This is a genomic window from Streptomyces sp. WAC 06738 (assembly GCF_003945505.1).
In the GTDB taxonomy this organism is placed as follows: Bacteria; Actinomycetota; Actinomycetes; order Streptomycetales; family Streptomycetaceae; genus Streptomyces.
Map to the genome: position 1 here is coordinate 386,684 of NZ_CP029618.1, position 22,172 is coordinate 408,855.

Below are 22,172 nucleotides of genomic sequence, written 5' to 3' on the forward strand. Positions count from 1 at the left end.
GGCTCCTGCGCGCGGCCGAGCCGCGGCGCCCGCCCGGTCCGGCCGGCCGGGCGCCGGGGCTCAGCTCTCCTCGGCGAGGATCAGGTAGAGCTTCTTCCGGGCGTCGTTGACGACGGCCAGCGCCTCCTGGCGCTGCTCGGGCGTGCCGGTGGTGTACACCTGCCGAAACGCCTCGGCAAGCGCGAAGCCCGACTGCCGGACCTCCTGCAGCGCCTCCCAGTCGACCCCGCGCCCGGCGTCCTCCCAGGGCGCCTCGGGCCCGGACTCGGCCTCCTCGCGGCCGGCGTCGGTGAGCGAGAACAGCTTCTTCCCGCCCTCGGTGGCGCTGACGATCAGCCCTTCGTCCTCCAGCAGTTGCAGCGTCGGATAGACCGACCCCGGACTGGGTTTCCAGGCCCCGCCACTGCGCTCGGAGATCTCCTGGATCATCTCGTACCCGTGCATGTCCCGGTCCTTGAGCAACGCCAGGATCGACGCCCGCACATCCCCCCGCCGAGCCCGCCCCCGCGGCCCCCCACGCCCCCGCCCGAAGGGCGGCCCGAACGGCGGCCCGAACCCCCCGAATGCCGAACGCCGCCCGCCACGCGGACCGTATCCGTGTCCATGGCCTCCCATGGTCATCACCTCTTCCAGATTCCTTCTACGATCGATTGCGACACGTCAACGATATATCGCAACCACTCGCAAAGCAACCCGCCGCCGGCCCGGCTCATCGCGGATGGCACCGGCGTCGAGCTGCACCCAGCCCCCCAATCGAGGGCCCGCATGACGAGGGCCCGAAGGGCTCGAAGCCGGGAAAGGTCTCGACTTCACCCTGAGTCCAGGGATGTCGACCCCTGTCACGGTCAGCTCAGCCCGGGCACACCGAACCCCCGGGGGCCGGTCGCTCCCCGGGGGTCTGCTTCTGCCGTTACGGGACGCTCGGCGTCAGCGGATGTTGACGTCGATGCAGGCGTAGAAGGCGTTTGCCGTGTCGTACACGTTCCACACGGCCAGGACCTTCTGCCGGCCGGTGATGTTGCCGAAGTTGACCGTGTGGCTGAACTGCGAGGGCGGCTGCGCGCCGCCGTCGTTGAACTCCGCGACCTTCTGGCCGCCGACGAAGTACTGCCACGTGCTCGTGCGGTGGTTGGCGGTGATCTGCCAGTTGAACGACTGGGTCCTGTTGACGTTGGTGACCGCCCAGCCCTTGCTGTCGTCGTTGAGCTCGGCGAAGCGGCTGTTGCCGCCGTGACAGCTCGTCAGACCCTTGGGGCCCTCGACGCTCTGCGGCTCCCACTGGATCTGGCCGCACGAGACCGTGCCCGCTTTGCACTGCTGCTGCCGGCTCGGGGGCGAGGTGATCCAGCCGTGTGCGCTCGCCTGCGGGGCCGGGAGGGCGAGCACGACCAACGGGGTCACGGTCGCGGCGACGATCGCTGCACGCTTTTTGAGACTGCGCATCTTGTCTCTCCCTGCATGGGGGGCATTGGTCTAGACTTTATCTATTGTCAGACCACCGTCAAGACCGTGGAGCAGGGAGAATTGGCCGCCGGCACCGGCCCCCCGGGCCGGAGCCGTTCATTCCGTAGGCAGCCACCCCACCTTCCCCGCCAGCAGCGCGTACCCCACGAACGCCACGATGTCGATGAAGGCGTGCGCCGCCACCAGCGGCCCGACCCGCCCCCACCGCCGGTACAGCAGGACGAACAGCACGCCCATCACCGCGTTGCCGATGAAGCCGCCGATCCCCTGGTACAGGTGGTACGTGCCGCGCAGCAGCGAGCTGGCCGCCAGCGACGCCTTCGGGGTCCAGCCCAACTGGTCCAGCCGGCGCAGCAGATAGCCGACGACGATGACCTCCTCCACCACGGAGTTCTGCACCGCGGAGAGGATCAGGACCGGGATCTTCCACCACACGTCCGGCAGCGACTCCGGTACGACGGTCAGGTTGAACCCCGCCGCCCGCGCGCCCAGGTAGAACGCCAGCCCCGTGCCGCCGACCACCGCCGCCACGGCCGCGCCCCAGCCCAGGTCGAAGCCCGGCCGCCGGCGGTCGAAGCCCACCGCGCCCAGCCCGCCCGCGCGCTCGCGCACCAGCAGGTACGCCACGAGCGCCACCGGCACCAGCGCGGTCGTGATCCCGAAGAGCTGCCACGCGAGATCCAGCCACGGACGCCCGGGCGCGGCCGAGGAGTTGAGGTTGGCGGACTGTTCCTTCAGCCCGCCGGACCTGGTCACCGAGCCGATGAAGCTGATCAGGGCCGAGACCGCGCTCGCGCCCAGGGACAGCGCCAGCACCAGCAGCGTTTCGCTGCTCAGCATCCGGCGGGACTGGTCCTGCACTCGCTCCTCCAATTGGTCAATCCCTCCCCATGGGACCCACCGTGTCGCTAGGGTCACGCAAAAACACATGACCAATATGCGGCTGTCCGGGGGGACGACCATGGGACGACACAGCTTGCCCGATGCGTACGGAACGGACGAAGCCGTGCTGCGGCGCAGCGTACGGGGCCGCACGGTGGTCATCGCGACCGCCCTCGTCCTGGCGATCGGCGCCGGGGCGGTGGTCGCCGTGCAGGCCGGGCTGCTGCCGCAGGACGACCCGTGCGCGGGTGCGGACCTCGAACTCGCCGTCGTCGCCTCGCCCGACATCGCCCCCGTCGTCCGCAAGACCGCAGAGCGCGCCCGCGCCGCGGGGGTGAAGTCGGACGGGCGCTGCCTGGACGTCGAGGTGAGCGCGCGGCCCGCCGCCGAGGTCGCGCAGGCGCTGCGCGGCAAGGACACCCGGCCCGGCTTCCAGGTCTGGATACCCGACTCCAGCATCTGGACGGGCATGGTCACCGCAGGCGGCGGGGGCGCGAGCATCGACGAGGTGACCCGGCTGGCCAGCTCACCCGTCGGGATGGCGACCCTCCAGGACGGCGCCCGCAAACTGGGCTGGCCGGAGAAGACATACGGCTGGGCCGAGCTGACGGACGCCGCGCTGGGCGACGGCGCCGGCCTGCGCCTCGGCACCGCGGACCCGGCCGTGAGCGCCACCGGCGCGCTCGCGCTGACGGCGATGCACCGGGCCGGCGGCAAGGACGCGGACACCCGTACCGCCGCGACCGCCAAGCTGCTCTCCGAGCGCGTCGAGCCCGGCGACGCGGCGGTGCTGGCGTCCCTCCCGGACTCCGGTCTGGACGACCCGAAGGACAACGACGCGCTCTTCCTCTCCGAGCAGGCCGCCTTCCGCCACAACGCGCGCGCGAGCACCGGCGGGCGGCTCGACATGTTCTACCCGGAGGGCGGCACGGTCGCGCTCGACTACCCGTACACCATCGTCGACAACGACGCCATGGCGATGGACCGGGTCCGCGCCGCCAGCCGCTTCCAGCGGCTCCTCACCGATGGCAAGACCACCGACCTGCTGCGCCGCCAGGGCTTCCGCGCCCCCGACGGGCGCCTCGACGCGGACCTCGCGATGTCCGCAGGCGGCGCCGCCCCGCAGCCCTTCGACGCACCGCCCGCCGAAGCGCCGGCCCCCGACGAGGTCGCCTCGGTCCTCGGCATGTGGACGGTCACGGTGCAGAGCGCCCGGCTGACGACGGTCGTCGACGTCTCCGGCTCGATGGGCGAACTGGTCCCGGGCGAGGCCGGGCAGACCAGGATGGACGTCACGAAGAACGCACTCATCCAGGCGCTCTCCCAGTTCACCGGCGAGGACGAGATCGGCCTGTGGCGGTTCTCCACCCGGCTCGAAGGGGAGCAGGACTACGAGGAGGTCACCGGCACCACGCGGCTGGCCCAGCGCACCGACGACGGCGCCAGCCACCGCGAGCTTCTCGCGAGCGCCTTCGGCGGACTCCAGCCGGTGCCGGACGGCGCGACGGGCCTGTACGACACGGCGCTTGCGGCGTACGAGCGGCAGGTCAAGGAGTACGCGCCGGGCCGCTTCAACGCGGTCGTGCTGCTCACCGACGGCGCCAACGAGGACCCGGGCAGCATCTCCGCGGCGGATCTCGCCGCGCGGCTGCGGGAGACCGCGGACCCGGAGCGGCCGGTGGGCCTGATCGCGATCGGCATCGGCCCGGACGCGGACATCGAGGCGTGCGGGCGGATCGCGGAGGCCGTCGGGGGCGAGTCGTACCGGGTGACGGACCCGAAGGAGATCCACGCGGTGCTGCTGCGGGCGGTGACGGACGCCGGCGCGAAGGCGGCGCTGTCCTGAGCCGTACGGACCGGGGCGCGACCCGTTACGGACCGGGGCGCAGCACGCACGGACCGGCACGCAGGCCGTACGCGCCGAAGCGCCGGCCCTGCGCGCCCGGCCCGCCGCCTCCGCGACCCGGCCCCGCGTCAGTCCACCGGCCAGCGGTGCACCGGCTCCTCCGTACGCGTCAGCTCCACGTAGCGCCGCGTCATCTCCGCGAGCGCCGCCCCCCGGTCCAGCCCGCGCCCCAGCGCCCGGTGGAACGCCGCCGACTGCCACGACGCCCCGTTGACCCGGCGCCGGCAGCGCTCCTCGATGACCCCGAGGTAGCGGTCCCGGTCGGCCGGGTCGACGCCCCAGGCGTCGAGCCCGGAGGCGGCCATGGGCAGCAGTTCGTCCCGTACGAGCTTGGCCACCGGCACCCGCGCGACCCCGCCGAGCCGCCGCCTGCCGGGCCACACGAGCGTGGCGTCGATCCCGTCCCGGCAGGCGGCCGCGAAGTTGGCCGCCGCGCCGTCGAAGGGCAGCCGGCCCCAGACGGGCCGCTGCTCGTCGGCGAGGGTGCGCACGAGGCCGTAGTAGAACGCCGCGTTGGCGACGACGTCGGTGACGGTCGGGCCCGCGGGCAGCACCCGGTTCTCGACCCGCAGGTGCGGGACGCCGCCGGCGAGGTCGTACACGGGCCGGTTCCAGCGGTAGACGGTGCCGTTGTGGAGCACCAGTTCCGACAGCTCCGGCACCCCGCCCTCGTCCAGGACGCGCAGCGGATCCTCCGCGGAGCAGAGCGGCAGCAGCGAGGGGAAGTAGCGGAGGTTCTCCTCGAACAGCTCCAGCGGCTCGGTGATCCAGCGCTCGCCGAACCAGACGCGCGGGCGTACGCCCTGCGCGCGGTACTCCGGCGGCCGGGTGTCGGTGGCCTGGAGGAAGAGTTCGGGCCGCGACTCGCTCAGCAGCTCCCGGCCGAAGACGAACGGCGCGTTGGCGCCGAGCGCGACCTGCACGGCCGCCGCCGCCTGCGAGGCGTTCCAGACGTCCGCGAACCGGCTGGGGGTGACCTGGAGATGCATCTGGACGGAGGTGCACGCGGCCTCGGAGGCGATGGAGCCGGTGGTGTACGTCAGCTCCTCGACCCCGCGCATGTCGAGGTGGATCTCCTCGCCGCGGGCCGCGAGGATCTGCTCGTTGAGCCGGTGGAAGCGGTCGACCTCGGAGAGGTTGCCGGAGACCAGGTCGGCGGCGGTCAGCGTCGGCAGGATGCCGATCATCACGATCCCGGCGCCCACCTCGCGCGCCTGCCGGTCCGCGTACCACAGCCCGGTCCGCAGCTCCTCCGCGAGCTGGTCGAGCACCCGGCCGGCGAGCCGGTGGGGCGCGATGTTGACTTCCAGGTTGAACTGGGCCAGCTCGGTCTGGAAGTCGGGGCTCGCGATGCGCTCCAGCACTTCCGTGTTCATCATCTGCGGCATGCCGTCCGCACCGACGAGATTCAACTCGATCTCCAGCCCCATCAGGTTCTGCGGGCGGTCGAATCTCTTCTCCTCCAGCAATCGCTCCAGCCCCACGAGACACTCGCGGAGCCGCTGCCGATAGCGGCGGCGGTCGGACAGGTCGAACCCGCCGGCCACGACCTTCTCGCCCATCGAGGTTCCTCCTCGGCTCGGCTGCCCGGGATGATGCCCAGACGCGGGTACCCTGACGCCCGCAGCCGCCGTGTCGTCGGCTACGCTGACCGCCGCGCCGGACGGCGTCGTTCCGACCGCACACCGCCGGGCGCGCGCACCACCGCCCGCCGATCCGCCGCGATCCCCGGCGAGATCCGGCCGACCCCGGGTGCCGGCCGTGACCGCGCCCGCCAGGTGATTCTCGCTGATGTTCCGGAAAGACCAGCGGATATGCGACCGAGAATCCTCTTGCGGAATTCACCCGGACGGCTAGGCGGAAGGACTCCCACCGCTAGTCGTATAAAATTCGCGAACGAGGCAGAGAGTTGGCGCCCCCTTGCACGGATGCGGTCCCCTCTGGCCCCGCTAGCAGACAGCGCCGTCCGCATCTTGCCCCCTGCTCTGCTCCACGTCTGTCGAAGGTAGGCGACCCCTATGCCGCTCAGCGTCCTTACGCCCCCCTCCCCGGCTCTGCGCAGCGTCAACGCCGCGCTGAAGTCCCCGACGGCGGTGCGCGGGACCCGTGCGCTCGCGCCGGTCTCCGGGAGCCCGGCGGACGCGACGGACGCGCTGCCCGTCCACGTCCTGGCGGGGGTCGGCGCCGCGGACGGCACACCCCGCGCGGCGCTCACAGGCTGGCGGTTCCACCTCGCCGCCGAGGGCCGCGTCGTCGCCGCCGCGGAGGCGCGGATCACCCCGGACGGCTGGGCGTTCTCGCACTTCTCCGAGGGCCCGTACGTCGCCTCCACCCAACGCGCCCTGCGCCAGGCCGAGTCCCTGCCCGCCCTGCTGCAGCCGCGGCTGCTGTCCGTACCCGAGCTGTACATGGTGACGCTCTGGCTGCGCGCCGACGCCACCGCGCCGGCCGAGTCGGGCACGGTCGACCCGGCGGATCTGCTGGTGCCGCTGGCGCCCGCGCCGCCCGGCATCCGGGCCCACCGCGCGCACCGCGCCGGCGATCTGCTGCCCGCGCTGCGCGACCGGCTGGCGGGCGCGCGGCTGCTCGGCTCCTCCGCCTGATCACGGCGAGGTCACGGTCTGATCACCGCTGTGGACTAGTCCACTCCCGCCGGTGCACCCCCCGAAAGGATGGTCCGGCACCGGGCAACCGCCCGCGAGGGTGATGCGTCTTCTGCCCCGGAGACCACCTGCCGGTAAATCCCTGCGAATTGACGCGCGCGGGGGAACACTGGTTGGGGAACGAGTCGACACGGGGGCGGCGATGACATCTGCAGACCGCAGGACCGAGACCACGAAACGGCGAGAGTACCCAGCCATGTGCCAGCACCAGCCACCCTGTCCCACCGCCCAGTCCACCGACCGGGAGGCGGCGCGCCCGGTGGCGCACCACCCGGAGCAGGGCTGGAGCCTCCTCTGCAACGGCGTTCTGCTGTTCGAGGACACCGGCGAGCTGCTGCCCGACGGCCGGATCATCGCGCCGCACCGACCGCCGAACGCCGACGACGTGACCGCCGCGGCCTGACCTGCCCGGGCGGCGGCACCGGCCGCCGCCCGCCGGCGGGCTTCCGCGGCCGCCCGCACGCACCGCACGCACCCGGCCCGGCGCGGGGGCGCCGGGCCGGGTGCGGTACGCGCGCGGGCGTACGTCAGTCGTCGTATTCGTCCAGCGGGGGGCACGAGCACACCAGGTTCCGGTCGCCGTAGGCGCCGTCGATCCGGCGCACCGGCGGCCAGTACTTGTCCGCGGGCGTCACCCCGGCCGGGAAGACGGCCTCCGCACGCCCGTACGGGTGCTTCCACTCCCCCGCGAGCTGCGCCGCGGTGTGCGGCGCGCCGACCAGCGGGTTGTCGTCCTTGTCCCACTCCCCCGTGCCGACCCGCTCGATCTCCCGCCGGATCGCGATCATCGCCTCGCAGAACCGGTCGAGTTCGCTCAGGTTCTCGCTCTCGGTCGGCTCGATCATCAGCGTCCCGGCCACCGGGAACGACATCGTCGGGGCGTGGAAGCCGTAGTCGATCAGCCGCTTGGCCACGTCGTCGATGGACACGCCCGTCGCCTTGGTCAGCGGCCGTACGTCGACGATGCACTCGTGCGCGACGAGCCCGCCGGGACCCGTGTACAGCACCGGGAAGTGCGGCTCCAGCCGCCTGGCCACGTAGTTGGCGCCGAGCACCGCGACCTGGCTGGCGCGGCGCAGCCCATCTTCGCCCATGAGCTTCATGTACGCCCACGAGATCGGCAGGATCCCGGCCGAGCCCCACGGCGCCGCCGAGACCGGTCCCACGCCCGTCTCGGGGCCCGCGGCGGGCTGCAGCGGGTGGTTCGGCAGGTACGGGGCGAGGTGCTCGCGGACGGCGACCGGGCCGACGCCGGGACCGCCGCCGCCGTGCGGGATGCAGAACGTCTTGTGCAGGTTCAGGTGCGAGACGTCGCCGCCGAACTTCCCGGGGCCCGCGAGGCCGACGAGCGCGTTGAGGTTGGCGCCGTCCACGTACACCTGGCCGCCGGCGGCGTGCACGGCGTCGCAGATCTCCGTGATGTGCTCCTCGAACACGCCGTGCGTCGAGGGGTAGGTGACCATGAGCACGGCCAGCTCGTCGCCGTACTGCCCGATCTTCGCGCGGAGGTCGTCCGCGTCGACCTCGCCGTTCTCCGCGGTCTTCACGACCACGACCCTCATGCCGGCCATCACCGCGGAGGCGGCGTTGGTGCCGTGCGCGGAGGACGGGATGAGGCAGACGGTGCGGCGCTCGTCGCCGTTGGCGCGGTGGTACGCCCGTACGGCCAGCAGGCCCGCCAGCTCGCCCTGCGATCCCGCGTTGGGCTGCAGGGAGACCTTGTCGTAGCCGGTGACGGCGGCCAGGCCCTCCTCCAGCTCGCGGATCAGCGTCAGATAACCCGCGGCCTGGTCGGCGGGCGCGAAGGGGTGCAGCCCGGCGAACTCGGGCCAGGTGACGGCCTCCATCTCCGCGGTCGCGTTGAGCTTCATCGTGCAGGAGCCGAGCGGGATCATGCCGCGGTCCAGCGCGTAGTCCCGGTCGGCGAGCGTGCGCAGGTAGCGCAGCAGGGCGGTCTCGGAGCGGTGCCGGTGGAAGACCGGGTGGGTCAGGTACGCGTCGGTGCGCAGCAGACCTGCGGGCAGCGCGTCGGCGGTGGCGGCGTCCAGCTCGCCGACATCCCGGCCTGGGACGCCGAAGGCGTCCCAGACGACGGCCAGGTGCTCGCGGACCGTGGTCTCGTCGCAGGAGATACCGACGTGGTCGGCGTCGGCGAGGCGGAGGTTGACGCCTGCGTTGCGGGCGCGGGCAGTCACCTCGGCGGCCCGGCCGGGGACGCGGACGGTGACGGTGTCGAAGAACGCGTCGTGCACGACCTCGGCGTCGCCGGCGCGCAGGCCCGCGGCGAGGATCGCGGCGAAGCGGTGGGTGCGCCGGGCGATGGCCGCCAGGCCCTCGGGGCCGTGGTAGACGGCGTACATCGACGCCATCACGGCGAGCAGCACCTGCGCGGTACAGATGTTGCTGGTGGCCTTCTCGCGGCGGATGTGCTGCTCGCGCGTCTGGAGGGCCAGCCGGTACGCCTGCGCGCCGTCCGCGTCCTTAGAGACGCCGACGAGCCGCCCCGGCAGGCTGCGCGCGAACTTCTCGCGTACGGACATGTAGCCGGCGTGCGGCCCGCCGAAGCCCATCGGCACCCCGAACCGCTGGCTGGAGCCGACCGCGATGTCGGCGCCGAGCGACCCGGGCGAGGTCAGCAGGGTGAGCGCCAGGAGGTCGGCGGCGACGGTGACGACGGCGCCCAGCTCGTGCGCCCGCTCGATGACGGGCGCGAGGTCCCGTACGGCACCGGAGGCGCCCGGATACTGCAGCAGCACGCCGAAGACGCCGCGCTCGGCGGCCTCGGCCGGGATGCCGTCGGCGAGGTCCGCGACGACGACCTCGACGCCGGTCGGCTCCGCGCGGGTGCGCAGCACGGCGACGGTCTGCGGCAGGGTGTCGGCGTCGACCAGGAAGACGCCGTCCTTGACCTTGCCGACACGCCGGGACAGGGCCATCGCCTCGGCGGCGGCCGTGCCCTCGTCGAGCAGCGAGGCGCCGGCGGTGGGCAGCCCGGTGAGGTCGGAGACGACGGTCTGGAAGTTGAGGAGCGCCTCCAGGCGGCCCTGGGAGATCTCCGGCTGGTACGGGGTGTACGCCGTGTACCAGGCGGGGTTCTCCATGACGTTGCGCAGGATGACCGGCGGCGTGTGGGTGCCGTGGTAGCCGAGGCCGATCATGGAGGTGAGCACCTCGTTGCGCGCCGCCAGGCCGCGCAGCTCGGCCAGCACCTCGGCCTCGGAGCGGGCCGCGGGCAGCGTGAACGCGCCGGTGCCCTTGATCGAGCCGGGTACGGCGGCCTCCGTCAGCTCGTCCAGCGAGCCGTAGCCGACCTGGGCGAGCATCTTGGCCCGGTCGCCCGCGTCCGGTCCTATGTGGCGCTGCTCGAAGGGCGTGTCGCGCTCCAGGGCGGACAGCGGAATGCGGTGGGCGTTCGTCTCGGACAAAGGGGCCTCCTGGTCGCGCGGACCTTCGCGGATGCCCCTGGGCCGGGCACCCGTACGGCCTCCCCCTCTGTCATCCGGACCTGAGAGCTTCACCGGCACGCCCTGACCGGGCGCGGCGCGGCTTGCACCGTCGGTGAGGAGGGGCCGCGCGGCGGCCCGCCCTGCTTTCCAGAGTGACCTCGTCCGTGCGGTACGGGGGCCTGAGAGATTCCGGGGAGGAGTTGCTCCTTCGGCGCCTCCGGCTGGCGGGCGGAGGACTCTCCCGCACGGGGTCTGCAGCCACGATCAGCGTACCAGCGCACGCCCCCGCGCATCCCGGCGCGGGCGCCGGCTCCCGTGCGCCCGGGCGGCGCCCGCCGAGTGGCCGCGGGCCGGGTTGTGCCGTTACGTGGAGGCAGCGGAGCTGTGACGAGAGGTGGGAGGCACCGTGCAGACCGACATCGACCCCCGGAGCCTGATCGGCGTGCGCGCGTACGACAGCAACGGCGACAAGCTCGGGACCGTCGACGAGGTGTACCTCGACGACGCCACCGGCGCCCCGCAGTGGGCTGCGCTGCGCACGGGCCTCTTCCACCGGGACGCGTTCGTGCCGCTGGGGCCGAGCGAGCTGGCGGACGAAGGGCTGCGGGTGCCGTACGAACGGGAGCTGATCAAGGACGCGCCGGACTTCGGCGTCGGCCGGCATCTCTCCCCCGAACAGGAACTCCAGCTCTACCACCACTACGGCATGACGCTGCCGCCCGAGGTCGCCAAGACCCGCCCGCAGCAGCCGAAGGACCGGGACTTCGGCGAGGTCGCCGGCTCCGACGACTGACCGGGCCCCCGGGCGTGGGCCGGAGGACATCAGCCGCCCGGCACCAGCGGCAGCGGGTCCGCGGGCGCCAGCGCCGGGTCGTCCACGGCGAACGTCCGCACCCGCCCCGGCGCCGAGCCCGGCACCTCGAACCGCACCGTGACCCGGCCGACGCCGCTGCCCTGCACCCAGCCCGGGCCGTGCTCCGCGTGCCGCACGTCCAGCCCCGGCAGCCAGTGCGGCGCCGCCGGCTCCGGCTCCGCCGGGGCGGGCGGCGGAGGCGGCTCCGGCGGCGGCAGCGCCACCGGGCCGTCGGCGTCCACGGGACCATGCTGCACCTCCGGCGCCTGACCGGCCTGCGCGAACAGGTCCTCCTGCGTGAAGTCCGCGAGCCCGCTCACGCCGACGCCCAGCAGCCGCACGCCCGCGGTCGTCTCCACGCTGTCCAGCAGCCGCAGCGCCGCCTCGGTGACCACGGCCGGGTCGTCCGTGGGCCCGCGCAGGGTCTCGGAGCGGGTGAGGGTGGAGAAGTCGTACCGCCGGACCTTGAGGACCACCGTGCGGCCGGAGCGCCCCGCGCCGCGCAGCCGGGTCACACACCGCCGTGCCAGCCGCTCGACCTCGGTGCGGATCCGGACCCGGTCGGTGAGGTCGACGTCGAAGGTGTCCTCGACGGAGACGGACTTGGTGTCCCGGTCCGCGACCACCGGCCGCTCGTCCAGGCCCAGCGCCATCACGTGGATCCCGGTGCCGTGCGCCTTGCCCAGCAGCCGCACCATCTCGTCCTCGCCGGCGTCCGTGACCTCCCCGACCGTGGTGATCCCGGCCCGGCGCAGCGTGTCCGCCGTCGCCGGGCCGACGCCGGGCAGCGTGCGCACGCTCATCGGCCCGAGCAGCGCCCGCTCGCCGCCCGGCGGGACCACGACGAGCCCGTCGGGCTTGGCCAGCTCGGAGGCGACCTTGGCGAGCATCTTGGAGGCGGCGAGCCCGACGGACCCGGTGAGGCCGGTGGCGGCGCGGATGTCGGCGCGCAGCCGGCGCGCCACGTCCCGGCACGCCCCCTCCTCCGCGGGCGTGCCGCCGGCTTCGAGGTCGACGAACGCCTCGTCCAGGCTCAGCGGCTCCACCAGCGGCGACAGCTCCCCGAGCAGCGCCATGACCTGGCCGCTGACCTGCTGGTAGAGCCGGAAGCGGGGGATGAGGAACGCGGCGTTCGGGCAGAGCCTGCGGGCCATGCCCATGGCCATGGCCGAGTGCACCCCGAAGACCCGGGCCTCGTACGACGCGGTGGCCACCACGCCGCGGGGGCCGAGGCCGCCGACGATCACGGCCTTGCCCTTCAGGCTCGGCTTGGCGGCCTGCTCGACGGCGGCGTAGAACGCGTCCATGTCCAGGTGCAGGACCGACGGCGCGCTTCTCACACGGTGATGGTCCCCCATGGGTACGACATCGGCCCGCAGCGGCCGTCAGGCGGCCGCGACGGCGCCGTACGGGCCGGGGCGCGGGACGCCGCCGGCAAGGCGGCCGGAGGGGCGTCAGCCGGCGCGGCTGCGGCGGCGCGCCAGCTCGTCGGCCGCGTTCTGCCCGACCAGCGTCTCGCCGGTGTCGATGCGCTCCGCGTGCAACTGCGCGAGGGCCGCCTGCACGTCGCTCCAGACCACGCCGACGGCGATCCCGAAGATCCCCTGGCCGCCCTGGAGCAGTTCGACGACCTCGTCGGATGACGTGCACTCGTAGACCGTGGCGCCGTCGCTGATGAGGGTCATCCGCCGCAGGTCGGCCGGTTCCGCGGCGCGCAGGTGGCGCACGGCCGTCCTGATGCTCTGCAGCGAGACCCCGGCGTCCAGCAGCCGCTTGACGATCTTGAGGACGACGACGTCGTGGGAGCCGTAGAGCCGCTGGGCACCCGAGCCGTTCGCCCGGACGCTCGGCTCCACCAGGCCCGTACGGGCCCAGTAGTCGAGCTGGCGGTACGTGATGCCGGCCGCGGCGCACGCCGCGGGTCCCCGGTAGCCGACCTCGTCCGGGGCCGCGGACGCGGCCTGCGGCCGCCTCGCGGGCTCCGCGCCGCGCCCGTACAGCGGCACCGCTCCGCCCCCGCCGGCCCATCTCCCGCCGTCCGTGACCACCACGCCGACCTCCCGCTCCCTGACCTGCCACCCGACGGTAGGCAGTCGCCCCGGGCGCGTCAACGAACGCCACACGGGGCACGCCGGGTGCTCATCACCCTACGGGTGGTTTGCCGACGGCGCCCGTACGGTAGGCCCGCGCGGGCTACCGGGGGGCGCCTCTCACTGGGGGTTCGTACCGAAGTCCTCGGGCGTGATCTGGTCGAGGAACTCGCGGAACTTCTCCACCTCGTCCTCCTGCTCGTCCGGGATCGAGATCCCCGCGTCGTTGAGCACGCCCTCGCTGCCGTAGATCGGCGTGCCGGTACGCAGCGCCAGCGCGATCGCATCGGAGGGGCGAGCGCTCACCTCGGCGCCGCCGGAGAAGACCAGCTCGGCGTAGAACACGCCCTCCCGCAGGTCGGTGATCCGGACCTCGGACAGCTCCTGGCCGACCGCGTCCAGCACGTTCTTGAACAGGTCATGGGTCAGCGGGCGCGCGGGGGTCATGCCCTGCTGCGCGAAGGCGATCGCCGTCGCCTCCCCAGGACCGATCCAGATGGGGAGGTACCGGTCGCCGCCCACTTCACGCAGGAGAACGATCGGTTGGTTCGAGGGCATTTCCACCCGGACACCCACAACGTCGAGCTCGTTCACACAGCAACCCTAGGCCGACCCCGGCGGTTTTGGGTAGTCGAGCACGGGACCGGTCAGTTGCCGGCGACCCGCAGTGAGGACCGTACGAGGGTCGTGTGCAGCCGCGCGGACAGCTCGATCAGCCGTTCGGCGGTGGATTCCGCGTGGGCCCGCGTCTGCGGGCTGCGGTGCCGCCGCAGCGGGCCGATGACCTGTTCGACGAGGCCGGCCTCGCGGTCCGCGGCGGCCTTGAGGCCGCGCAGGTGGCGCGCCTGCACCCCGTAGCTCCCCAGCTCGGCCACCAGGCGGGCGACCGCGGCCGCGTCCGCGTCGTAGAGCCCGTCGGCGTCCGGGGCGACCAGACCGAATTCTTCCCAGGACGCCAGCTCGTCCTCGCCGACGGCGGCGGTGCGCAGCAGCGTCTCCCGGTCGATACGGGGATCGTGCGGGACCCCCGCGACGGCGGAGGCCCCGGTCCCGGCGCCGGCCACGGGGTCGGCGTCCAACTGCTCACGGATGACCTTGAGCGGCAGGTAGTGATCCCGCTGCATGCGCAGGATCCGGGCCAGCCGCTCGACGTCCGCGGCGCCGAACTTGCGATAGCCGCCCGGCGAGCGCTGCGGCTCCACCAGGCCCTCCGACTCCAGGAAGCGGATCTTGGAGATGGTGACCTCGGGAAATTCCTCGCGGAGCACGGCGAGGACGCCCCCGATGCTCAACTGCCGGTCGCGCGCCCGGCGTCGGTCCGGCCGGTCCGCTTCCGGAGCGGCGGTGCCGCCCCTCGGGGTGTCGCCCATCGCTTCCGTCCCGTGGTCGTGTGCTCCCCGCCGTCAGGCGGTGCGCCGGCTGGCGAAGAACACCAGCCGGAACTTTCCGATCTGCACCTCGTCCCCGCTGGTCAGCTCGAACTCGTCGATCCGCTCGCGGTTGACGTACGTGCCGTTGAGGCTGCCGACGTCGGCGACCGAGAACCGGCCGTCAGGGGTCCGGCGGAACTCCACGTGCCGCCGGGAGACCGTGACGTCGTCCAGGAAGATGTCGCTCTGCGGGTGGCGCCCGACGGTGGTCAGCTCGCTGTCCAGCAGGAAGCGCGCCCCGGAGTTGGGGCCGCGGCGGACGACGAGGAGCGCGGAGCCGGGCGGCAGCGCGTCGACGGCCGCCTGCGCCTCGGGCGACAGCGGCGGCAGCGTCTGCCCGCCGCTGGCGACCTCGGCCTCGTATGCCTCGATGCCCGAGATGGAGATCGTGGTGGTGGTCTCCGAGGGACGCTCGGCCACACCGGCCCGCAGCGGGGCGCCGCAGTTGGAGCAGAACCGGCTCGCCTGGGCGTTCCGGGCCCCGCACCTGTTGCATACCGGCAGGTCCATGGACTGTGCCTCCTGCTGCGGAGCGCCCGCAGCGGCGTCGGGCGGATGCGAGCCGGGGGCGAACCCTCCACCCGCACTTGAGGTTGATGGTTCCCCGAAACCTATGCGGCCCGACGCGGCAGGGTCAACATAAGACTCGCCCTGACCACCCGAAATGTCGCCGGGCGGCGGAGGCGCCTGATCCCGGTACAAGGCGCGCTCGCCGGCCTCGCCGCCCTGGGACGCGGCGCGGTGCCGGCCCGGCCGATCCGCCGAGCCCCTCCCGAACAACTTAGCGAACAACTTCACGGGCGATTTCCCCTTGACCGTCGGACAGGCCCGTGTACGAGCAGGTCACTCGACACGCGCATCAGCGGCACCGGACATTCACTGAACGTCCACAACCCCCGGACAGTTTCCCTTACGCGACCGCAGCCGATGCGTCGACCCCCCGTAACCTTGAGGTCACGACGACGACCGAGCGTAGTCAGGCCGCTTCTCCCGCCGCAAGGCGTCCACGAGGACCGTGTCCCGGGGCTCGATGGACACCGTAGCCTGCTCCTCCTCCATGGTCTGAACCACCCCACCGGGGATGTTCAGCGCGGGCTCCAGATCCTCGGCCCGGCCGATCACGCGGAAGACGTACGGCTGGGAGACCCGGCGGCCGTCGATCGCCACGTCGCTCTCGCCGGCGTCCGCGAAGTGCGTGCCCGCGACCACGCGTACGCCGTTGATCTGGATCGCCTCGGCGCCGGCCGCGCGCAGCTCCTGGATCGTGTCCAGCAGCATGTCCGCCTCGACGGCGCCCTCGGGGCCACGGACGGTGATCTCGATGCCGGGGCCCTCGGCGGCGACCGTGCCGGCCAGCACGCCGAGCTGGCGCTCCTTGGCCTCGGTCTGGCGGCGCGCCTCCTCCGCCTGGTCGGAGCTGTTCTCCAGCTCCGCCTTCTGGTCCTCCAGCCGCTCCCGCTCGTCTTCGAGGCGCTGGGTGCGGTCGTCCAGCTCGTCGAGGATCCGTACCAGGTCCTCCTGGCGGGCGCCGCGCAGCGCGCTGGACTCCCCTGTGGAGCGGACCTGGATGGCCAGGCCGAGGCCGAGGACGAACAGCAGCAGGGCGACGATCAGTTGCGAGCGGGTCAGCCGGAGCGGCCACACGGCGTCGACCAGGCGGCGCCGGCCGGCGCCGAGCTCCGGCTCGGGCGGGGCGGGCGGCTCGTCAGGCGCGGAGCGCTCGGCGGGCGCGGTGCGCTCGGGCGGCGAGGGAGGGCCGGGGAGCTGCGGCGCGGGTGGCCGCCGCTGCATGGGCGGACGCTGCTGCGGCGCCGGGGGGCGCGGCTGCCCGGAGGGGCGCGGCTGCCCGGGAGGCTGCTGCTGACCCGGAGGCTGTTGCGCCGGGGGCTTCCGGGGCGGCTGCTGGGCCGGCGGCCGCTGTACGGGCGGCTGCGGCCCCTCGGACCGCTGCTGCGGCGGCTCCGGCCGCTGCGGTGGCGGCTTGCGCGGCGGCTGGTCGCGCGAGTGGCGCGGCGGCGGGTGCTCGCGCGAGGCGTGCCGCGGCGGCTGGTGCCGGGGCGCGGGCGGGCGCGGCGGTGTGGGCGGCGCGGGCGGTACGCCCGGCGTGCCCTGCGGATAGGCGGCGGGCGGGTCGCCCGGGCGCGGGGACTTCGGCGGAGTCTCGTCGGACACGGGCATCACGCCTGGAAGACGTGCCGCCGGATGGCGGCGGCGTTGGAGAAGATCCGGATTCCGAGGACGACCACGACGCCCGTGGAGAGCTGCGCGCCGACGCCCAGCTTGTCGCCGAGGAAGACGATCAGCGCGGCCACGACGACGTTCGACAGGAACGACACCACGAAGACCTTGTCGTCGAAGATCCCGTCGAGCATGGCCCGCAGCGCTCCGAAGACCGCGTCGAGCGCGGCGACGACGGCGATGGGCAGGTACGGCTCCAGGCCCGCCGGCACCACGGGCTGGACCACGAGGCCCATGACGATGCCCGCGACAAGGCCCAGTACGGCGATCACGAGGGGTTGTTCTCCTTCGGTTCTGCGTGGCGTAGGGACAGGCCGGTGGCGGCCGGCAGCCGGAGGTCGTCGCGTGCGGAGACCCCGGCCCTGATGCCGTAGTTGTCCCGGAGTACGTCCAGGTAGTGGCCGTCGGCGTTCTCCCGGAACCGCTCCAGGAGGGCTTCGCCGTCGCCGATGGCGAGCACCGTGTACGGCGGTGCCAGCGGGCGGTTGTCGACGAGGATGGCGTCGCCGGCCGCGCGGATCGCGGACAGGGCGGTGAGCCGGCGGCCGTTGACGGAGACGGCCTCGGCGCCGGCGAGCCAGAGGCCGTTGACGATGCGCTGCAGGTCGCGGTCGCGCACCCGGCCGTCGTCGGCGAAGCTCGTGGAGCTGCGCGGGCCGCCGGTCGCGCCGGTGCCCGCGTCGGCGGCGTCGTCCACCACGAGGCGTACGCCGGGGCCCCGGGCCTCGGCGGCGCCGGCCAGCAGCGCGAGCAGCGCCGCCTGGTCGCTGCCGTTCTCCTCCAGCGCCTCGCGCTGCCGGTCGGCCACCTCGCCGTGCAGGTGCTCGACCGCGCGGTCGAGGTCGTCCGCCGCGGCGGTCCTGTCCTCGACCCGCTCGATCAGCTCCTCGCGCTCCCGGGCGAGGTCGGGTGCCTCGATCCGCGCCTCGGCGGCTCCGACGGTGAGGACGAGGGCGGTGAGCACCAGGCCGGCGGCGAGCCAGGCCCGCCCGCGCAGGCGCTGCGGAAGCCGCTCGCCGCGCGGGCGGGCACCGTGGCGCGCGGCGGCCTCGGCGTACCCGTCGTCCAGGCTGTGATCCATCAGCCGGGTCAGCAGCGACATGGAGGCGTCCGGACGGGGGCGTGCCGGTGCACTGCTCCGTTCGGGGGGCTGCTGCGGCATGCCGGACATCGTTGCACGCCGGGAGCCCCTATGGTGCCGCGACCCCTGGGTTGGGTGAACTCTCGCTCCGCTGTGCCCGCGTCAGTCGCCGCTCCCGTCGCCGCTCCCGTCGACAACTGCAGCCCACTCGTCGAGCAGGGCTTCGGCGGACGCCTGGTCGGGTCCCTCGGCCCACAGGTGCGTGACCGCCTCGGCGCGGTCCGGCAGCACCAGCACCCAGCGGCCGTCGGGCTCCACGACCCGTACGCCGTCGGTGGTGTCGACCTCGCGGGAGCCCGCGGCCTCCACCACCCGGCGCATGACCATCCCCTTGACGGCCCACGGGGTCGCGAGATCGCGGCAGAGCACGTACGCCTGCGGGATGCGGGCGTCGATCTGGCTGAGGGTGAGCTGCGTGCGTGCGACCAGGCCGGTGAGCCGGGCGAAGGCGGCCGCGCCGTCGAAGACGGAGGAGAACTCCGGGATGATGAACCCGCCGCGGCCGTCGCCGCCGAAGACGGCGTCGTCCATCCGCGCCACCCGCGCCAGGTCGTCAGGCGAGGTCGTGGTCCACTCCACCTGTGTGCCGTGGTACGCGGCCACCTGCTCGGCGATACGCGTCGTCGTCACCGGCAACGCCACCCGGCCGCTGCGCCGTTCCGCCGCGACCAGGTCGAGCATGACCAGCAGCGCCCGGTCGTCCTCGACGATCCGGCCCTTCTCGTCGACCAGCGAGATGCGCTCGCCGACCGGGTCGAAGCGCACGCCGAAGGCGGCCCGCGCGGAGGACACGATCTCGCCGAGGCGGACGAGGCCGGCGCGGCGCGACTGCGGTGTCTCGGTCGGCCGGGACTCGTCCAGGCCCGGGTTGATGGTGAGCGCGTCCACGCCGAGGCGGCCGAGGAGGCTCGGGAGCACCAGGCCGGCGCTGCCGTGCGAGGCGTCCACGACGACCTTGAGGCCGGCCTCGGCGATGCCCGCGGTGTCCACCGCGCGCAGCAGGGAGCCGGTGTAGGAGTCGAAGACACTGGCGGGGAAGCTCAGGTCGCCGATCTCGCCGGGGAACGCGCGGCGGTACTCCTGGCGGGCGTAGACGCGGTCGAGCTTGCGCTGCGCGGCCTGCGAGAGGTCGGCGCCGCGCTCGTCGAGGAACATGATGTCGACGGAATCCTGTACGCCCGGGGTGGTGCGGATCATGATGCCGCCGGCGCTGCCGCGCGCGGTCTGCTGCCGGGCCACGGGCAGCGGCACGTTCTCCAGGTCCCGTACGTCTATGGCGCTGGCCTGGAGCGCGGAGATCACCGCGCGCTTGAGCGCCCGGGCGCCGCGGGAGTGGTCGCGGGCGGTGGTGACGCTGGAGCCCTTCTTCAGCGTGGTCGCGTACGCGCCCGCCAGCCGCACGGCGAGCTCGGGGGTGATCTCGACGTTGAGGATGCCGGAGACGCCGCGGGCGCCGAAGAGGTGGGCCTGACCGCGCGACTCCCAGATCACCGAGGTGTTGACGAAGGCGCCCGCTTCGATGGTCTTGAAGGGGTAGACGCGCACATTGCCCTGGATGATCGATTCTTCGCCGATCAGGCACTCGTCGCCGATGACGGCGCCGTCCTCGATCCGCGCGGCGCGCATGACGTCGGTGTTCTTGCCGATGACGCAGCCGCGGAGGTTGGTGTGGCCGCCGATGTAGACGTTGTCGTGGACGACGGCGCGGTGCAGGAAGGCGCCCTGCTTGACGACGACGTTGGAGCCGAGGACCGAGTGCTCGCGGACCTCGGCGCCCTGCTCGACCTTGGCGTAGTCGCCGATGTAGAGCGGGCCGCGCAGGACGGCCTCGGGGTGCACCTCGGCGCCCTCGGCGACCCAGACGCCGGGCGAGATCTCGAAGCCGTCGAGATCGAGGTCGACCTTGCCCTCCAGCACGTCGGCCTGGGCCTTCACGTAGCTCTCGTGGGTGCCGACGTCCTCCCAGTAGCCCTCCGCCACGTAGCCGTAGATGGGCTTGCCGTCCTTCATCAACTGCGGGAAGACGTCGCCCGACCAGTCGACGGAGGTGTCGGCCTCGACGTAGTCGAAGACCTCGGGCTCCATCACGTAGATGCCGGTGTTGACGGTGTCGGAGAAGACCTGGCCCCACGTGGGCTTCTCCAGGAAGCGCTCGACCTTGCCCTCCTCGTCGACGATGGTGATGCCGAACTCCAGCGGGTTGGGGACCCGGGTGAGGCAGACGGTGACGAGCGCGCCCTTCTCGCGGTGGAACGCGATCAGGTCGGTGAGGTCGAAGTCGGTGAGCGCGTCGCCGGAGATGACCAGGAACGAGTCGTCCTTCAGGGCCTCCTCGGCGTTCTTCACGCTGCCCGCGGTGCCCAGCGGACGGTCCTCGTTGGCGTACGTGAGCTCCATGCCGAGCTCCTCGCCGTCCCCGAAGTAGTTCCGCACCAGGGAGGCGAGGAACTGGACGGTCACCACCGTCTCCGTCAGCCCGTGGCGTTTGAGCAGCCGCAGGACGTGCTCCATGATCGGCCGGTTCACCACCGGCAGCAGGGGCTTGGGCATGCTCGCGGTCATGGGGCGCAGGCGTGTGCCTTCGCCCCCAGCCATCACGACGGCCTTCATATCGGAAGCGTCCTCCTTGGACGTGAGACGGCGATGCGGCTGCCGCCTAGTCGGGGGTGGTGTCCGCGCGGGCGTCCTCTCGGATGAGACGGCGCACCTGGATGAGGTAGAGGCCGCCGGCCCACCAGTACAGCGCTGTACCCCAGCCGGCGAACGCCCATCCGAAAATAGCAGAGAGTGACGACACCCATCCACTTGCGTCACTGAGGAGGAGCAACGGGAAGGCGTACATCAGGCAGAAGGTGGCGGACTTGCCGAGGAAGTTCACCTGGGGCGGCGGGTAGCCGTGCCGGCCGAGCAGCCAGACGGCCACCCCGACGATCGCGTCGCGGGAGAGCAGCAGGATGGTGAGCCACAGCGGGAGGATCCCGCGCCAGGTCAGGCCGGTGAGGGTGGCCAGGATGTAGAGGCGGTCGGCGGCCGGGTCCAGGATGCGGCCCAGGTTCGAGACCTGGTTCCAGCGCCGGGCCAGCTTGCCGTCGAGGTAGTCGCTGACGCCGCTGAAGGCGAGGATCGCCAGCGCCCAGCCGTCGGCGTTCGGGCCGCCGAACTCCGGCCAGAGGATGAGCCACAGGAAGACCGGCACCAGGACGAGCCGGGACATGCTCAGGAGATTGGGGACGGTGAAGATCCGGTCCTTCGACTCAGCCGTCTCCTGGGCCTCCACCCGCGTGCCTCCCCGTCCGTTCCCGCCGGTGCCGCCAGACGCGCCGACGATGCGCTCTGACCTTACCCGTCGGCGGGAACGGGCCCGCGCCCAGGCCGGTTCGGGAGGCTGGGCACCGGGCCGCGCGGGGGGCGGTTCCGCGGGCTGCCCGGAGGGCGGGAGAGGGCTGGGCGCGGCCGGCTCCCCTCCGCGCGGAATAGCAAATTCCGATTGGTTACGCTTCAGGAGCGGCGCGGACCCCACGGACGCGGGCGGCGCCGACCCCCCGCTGTTTTCTGGAGGCCCCGGCATGACCCAAGTCTCGTCCCCGCTCACCGGCCGCGCCATCGGGCTCGCCGCCGTGCCCGACCCGGTCTTCTCCGGGGGGATGGTCGGTCCCGGCACCGCCGTGGATCCCGAGCGCGGGACTTCCGAGGCGGTCGCGCCGATCGGCGGCCTGGTGCTCTCCCTGCACCCGCACGTCTTCGTCGTCGTGGACGACGAGGGGCACGGGGTGCTCACCCACCTCGGCATCGACACCGTGCAGCTCAACGGCGAGGGCTTCGAACTGCTCGTCGCCAAGGGCGACCGGGTCGAGCGCGGGCAGCCCGTCGTCCGCTGGGACACCGTCGCCGTCGAGGAGGCCGGGAAGTCGCCGATCTCGCCGGTGGTGGCGCTGGAGGCGGCCGAGGGCGCGCTGTCCGCGGTGGCGGAGGACGGGGAGGTCAAGGCCGGCGAGGCGCTGTTCACCTGGGAGTGACGAGGCGGAGCCGACCGATCGGCGGGCCCCGGCGCCGCGGCCC

At 73.2% G+C, this 22,172-nt stretch carries 20 protein-coding genes and 1 riboswitch; of the genes, 5 read left to right on the forward strand and 15 right to left on the reverse strand.

Features of this window, described 5'->3' with window-relative positions:
- Positions 1–60: 60 nt before the first annotated feature.
- The 3 genes from DMB38_RS01450 to DMB38_RS01460 all read right to left on the reverse strand — a co-directional run bounded on the left by DMB38_RS01450 (position 61) and on the right by DMB38_RS01460 (position 2,304).
- The gene (locus tag DMB38_RS01450) at positions 61–621 is read right to left on the reverse strand and encodes a PadR family transcriptional regulator (RefSeq protein ID WP_078898595.1); all 561 of its coding nucleotides are present in this window, start codon (positions 619–621) and stop codon (positions 61–63) included.
- 306 nt (positions 622–927) lie between these two features.
- The gene (locus DMB38_RS01455) at positions 928–1,443 is read right to left on the reverse strand and encodes a lytic polysaccharide monooxygenase auxiliary activity family 9 protein (protein ID WP_125933600.1); all 516 of its coding nucleotides are present in this window, start codon (positions 1,441–1,443) and stop codon (positions 928–930) included.
- A gap of 117 nt (positions 1,444–1,560) precedes the next feature.
- Entirely contained in the window at positions 1,561–2,304 is a 744-nt protein-coding gene (locus DMB38_RS01460) for a CPBP family intramembrane glutamic endopeptidase (protein ID WP_164716176.1), read from the reverse strand.
- Positions 2,305–2,425: 121 nt separating this feature from the next.
- On the opposite strand from DMB38_RS01460, the gene DMB38_RS01465 reads away from it, so the two are divergent.
- A complete protein-coding gene (locus tag DMB38_RS01465) occupies positions 2,426–4,192 on the forward strand; it encodes a substrate-binding domain-containing protein (protein WP_240661904.1) in 1,767 nt (588 codons plus the stop codon).
- 128 nt (positions 4,193–4,320) lie between these two features.
- On the opposite strand, the gene DMB38_RS01470 is transcribed toward DMB38_RS01465, so the two are convergent.
- The gene (locus DMB38_RS01470) at positions 4,321–5,814 is read right to left on the reverse strand and encodes a glutamate--cysteine ligase (RefSeq protein ID WP_125933601.1); all 1,494 of its coding nucleotides are present in this window, start codon (positions 5,812–5,814) and stop codon (positions 4,321–4,323) included.
- A gap of 456 nt (positions 5,815–6,270) precedes the next feature.
- On the opposite strand from DMB38_RS01470, the gene DMB38_RS01475 reads away from it, so the two are divergent.
- Together DMB38_RS01475 and DMB38_RS01480 are read left to right on the forward strand one after the other, a co-directional pair.
- Positions 6,271–6,855, forward strand: coding sequence for a hypothetical protein (locus DMB38_RS01475; RefSeq protein WP_125933602.1), 585 nt, complete (start codon positions 6,271–6,273; stop codon positions 6,853–6,855).
- A 256-nt stretch (positions 6,856–7,111) separates the two neighbouring features.
- A complete protein-coding gene (locus DMB38_RS01480; protein ID WP_047014426.1) occupies positions 7,112–7,318 on the forward strand; it encodes a DUF5999 family protein in 207 nt (68 codons plus the stop codon).
- A 124-nt stretch (positions 7,319–7,442) separates the two neighbouring features.
- On the opposite strand, the gene gcvP is transcribed toward DMB38_RS01480, so the two are convergent.
- A complete protein-coding gene (gcvP, locus tag DMB38_RS01485) occupies positions 7,443–10,340 on the reverse strand; it encodes an aminomethyl-transferring glycine dehydrogenase (RefSeq protein ID WP_125933603.1) in 2,898 nt (965 codons plus the stop codon).
- Between the two features lie 178 nt (positions 10,341–10,518).
- Positions 10,519–10,615, reverse strand: a riboswitch (glycine riboswitch).
- Between the two features lie 152 nt (positions 10,616–10,767).
- Between gcvP and DMB38_RS01490 the strand changes: the two genes are divergently transcribed.
- The gene (locus tag DMB38_RS01490) at positions 10,768–11,154 is read left to right on the forward strand and encodes a PRC-barrel domain-containing protein (RefSeq protein ID WP_206337614.1); all 387 of its coding nucleotides are present in this window, start codon (positions 10,768–10,770) and stop codon (positions 11,152–11,154) included.
- A gap of 29 nt (positions 11,155–11,183) precedes the next feature.
- Here DMB38_RS01490 and DMB38_RS01495 read toward each other — a convergent pair whose 3' ends face one another.
- The 10 genes from DMB38_RS01495 to DMB38_RS01540 all read right to left on the reverse strand — a co-directional run bounded on the left by DMB38_RS01495 (position 11,184) and on the right by DMB38_RS01540 (position 21,390).
- Positions 11,184–12,554: a DNA polymerase IV gene (locus DMB38_RS01495; RefSeq protein ID WP_125933605.1), complete on the reverse strand. Its 1,371-nt coding sequence runs from the start codon at positions 12,552–12,554 to the stop codon at positions 11,184–11,186.
- A gap of 114 nt (positions 12,555–12,668) precedes the next feature.
- Complete coding sequence (locus tag DMB38_RS01500; protein ID WP_125938746.1) at positions 12,669–13,214, reverse strand: MerR family transcriptional regulator; 546 nt, start codon at positions 13,212–13,214, stop codon at positions 12,669–12,671.
- 210 nt (positions 13,215–13,424) lie between these two features.
- Complete coding sequence (locus DMB38_RS01505) at positions 13,425–13,898, reverse strand: bifunctional nuclease family protein (RefSeq protein WP_026276413.1); 474 nt, start codon at positions 13,896–13,898, stop codon at positions 13,425–13,427.
- Positions 13,899–13,951: 53 nt separating this feature from the next.
- On the reverse strand, positions 13,952–14,674 hold the full coding sequence (locus tag DMB38_RS01510) for a MerR family transcriptional regulator (RefSeq protein WP_125933606.1): 723 nt from the start codon (positions 14,672–14,674) through the stop codon (positions 13,952–13,954).
- Positions 14,675–14,707: 33 nt separating this feature from the next.
- Positions 14,708–15,526, reverse strand: a complete 819-nt coding sequence (locus DMB38_RS01515; protein ID WP_234380846.1) for an FHA domain-containing protein — start codon at positions 15,524–15,526, stop codon at positions 14,708–14,710.
- 162 nt (positions 15,527–15,688) lie between these two features.
- Entirely contained in the window at positions 15,689–16,525 is an 837-nt protein-coding gene (locus DMB38_RS01520) for a DUF881 domain-containing protein (RefSeq protein WP_125933607.1), read from the reverse strand.
- A 386-nt stretch (positions 16,526–16,911) separates the two neighbouring features.
- On the reverse strand, positions 16,912–17,244 hold the full coding sequence (locus DMB38_RS01525) for a small basic family protein (protein WP_027744874.1): 333 nt from the start codon (positions 17,242–17,244) through the stop codon (positions 16,912–16,914).
- Positions 17,241–18,134, reverse strand: a complete 894-nt coding sequence (locus DMB38_RS01530) for a DUF881 domain-containing protein (protein ID WP_240661908.1) — start codon at positions 18,132–18,134, stop codon at positions 17,241–17,243. Before DMB38_RS01530 ends, DMB38_RS01525 begins: the two co-directional genes overlap by 4 nt.
- A gap of 81 nt (positions 18,135–18,215) precedes the next feature.
- Positions 18,216–20,723 (reverse strand): mannose-1-phosphate guanyltransferase, encoded by a 2,508-nt coding sequence (locus tag DMB38_RS01535; RefSeq protein WP_125933608.1) that lies wholly within the window; start codon positions 20,721–20,723, stop codon positions 18,216–18,218.
- Between the two features lie 46 nt (positions 20,724–20,769).
- Positions 20,770–21,390 carry a CDP-alcohol phosphatidyltransferase family protein gene (locus DMB38_RS01540; protein ID WP_125933609.1) on the reverse strand — a complete coding sequence of 207 codons (621 nt, stop codon included), beginning with the start codon at positions 21,388–21,390 and terminating at the stop codon, positions 20,770–20,772.
- Positions 21,391–21,679: 289 nt separating this feature from the next.
- Here DMB38_RS01540 and DMB38_RS01545 point away from each other — a divergent pair, with 289 nt between their 5' ends.
- Positions 21,680–22,129 carry a PTS glucose transporter subunit IIA gene (locus DMB38_RS01545; protein WP_125933610.1) on the forward strand — a complete coding sequence of 150 codons (450 nt, stop codon included), beginning with the start codon at positions 21,680–21,682 and terminating at the stop codon, positions 22,127–22,129.
- Positions 22,130–22,172: the final 43 nt, after the last annotated feature.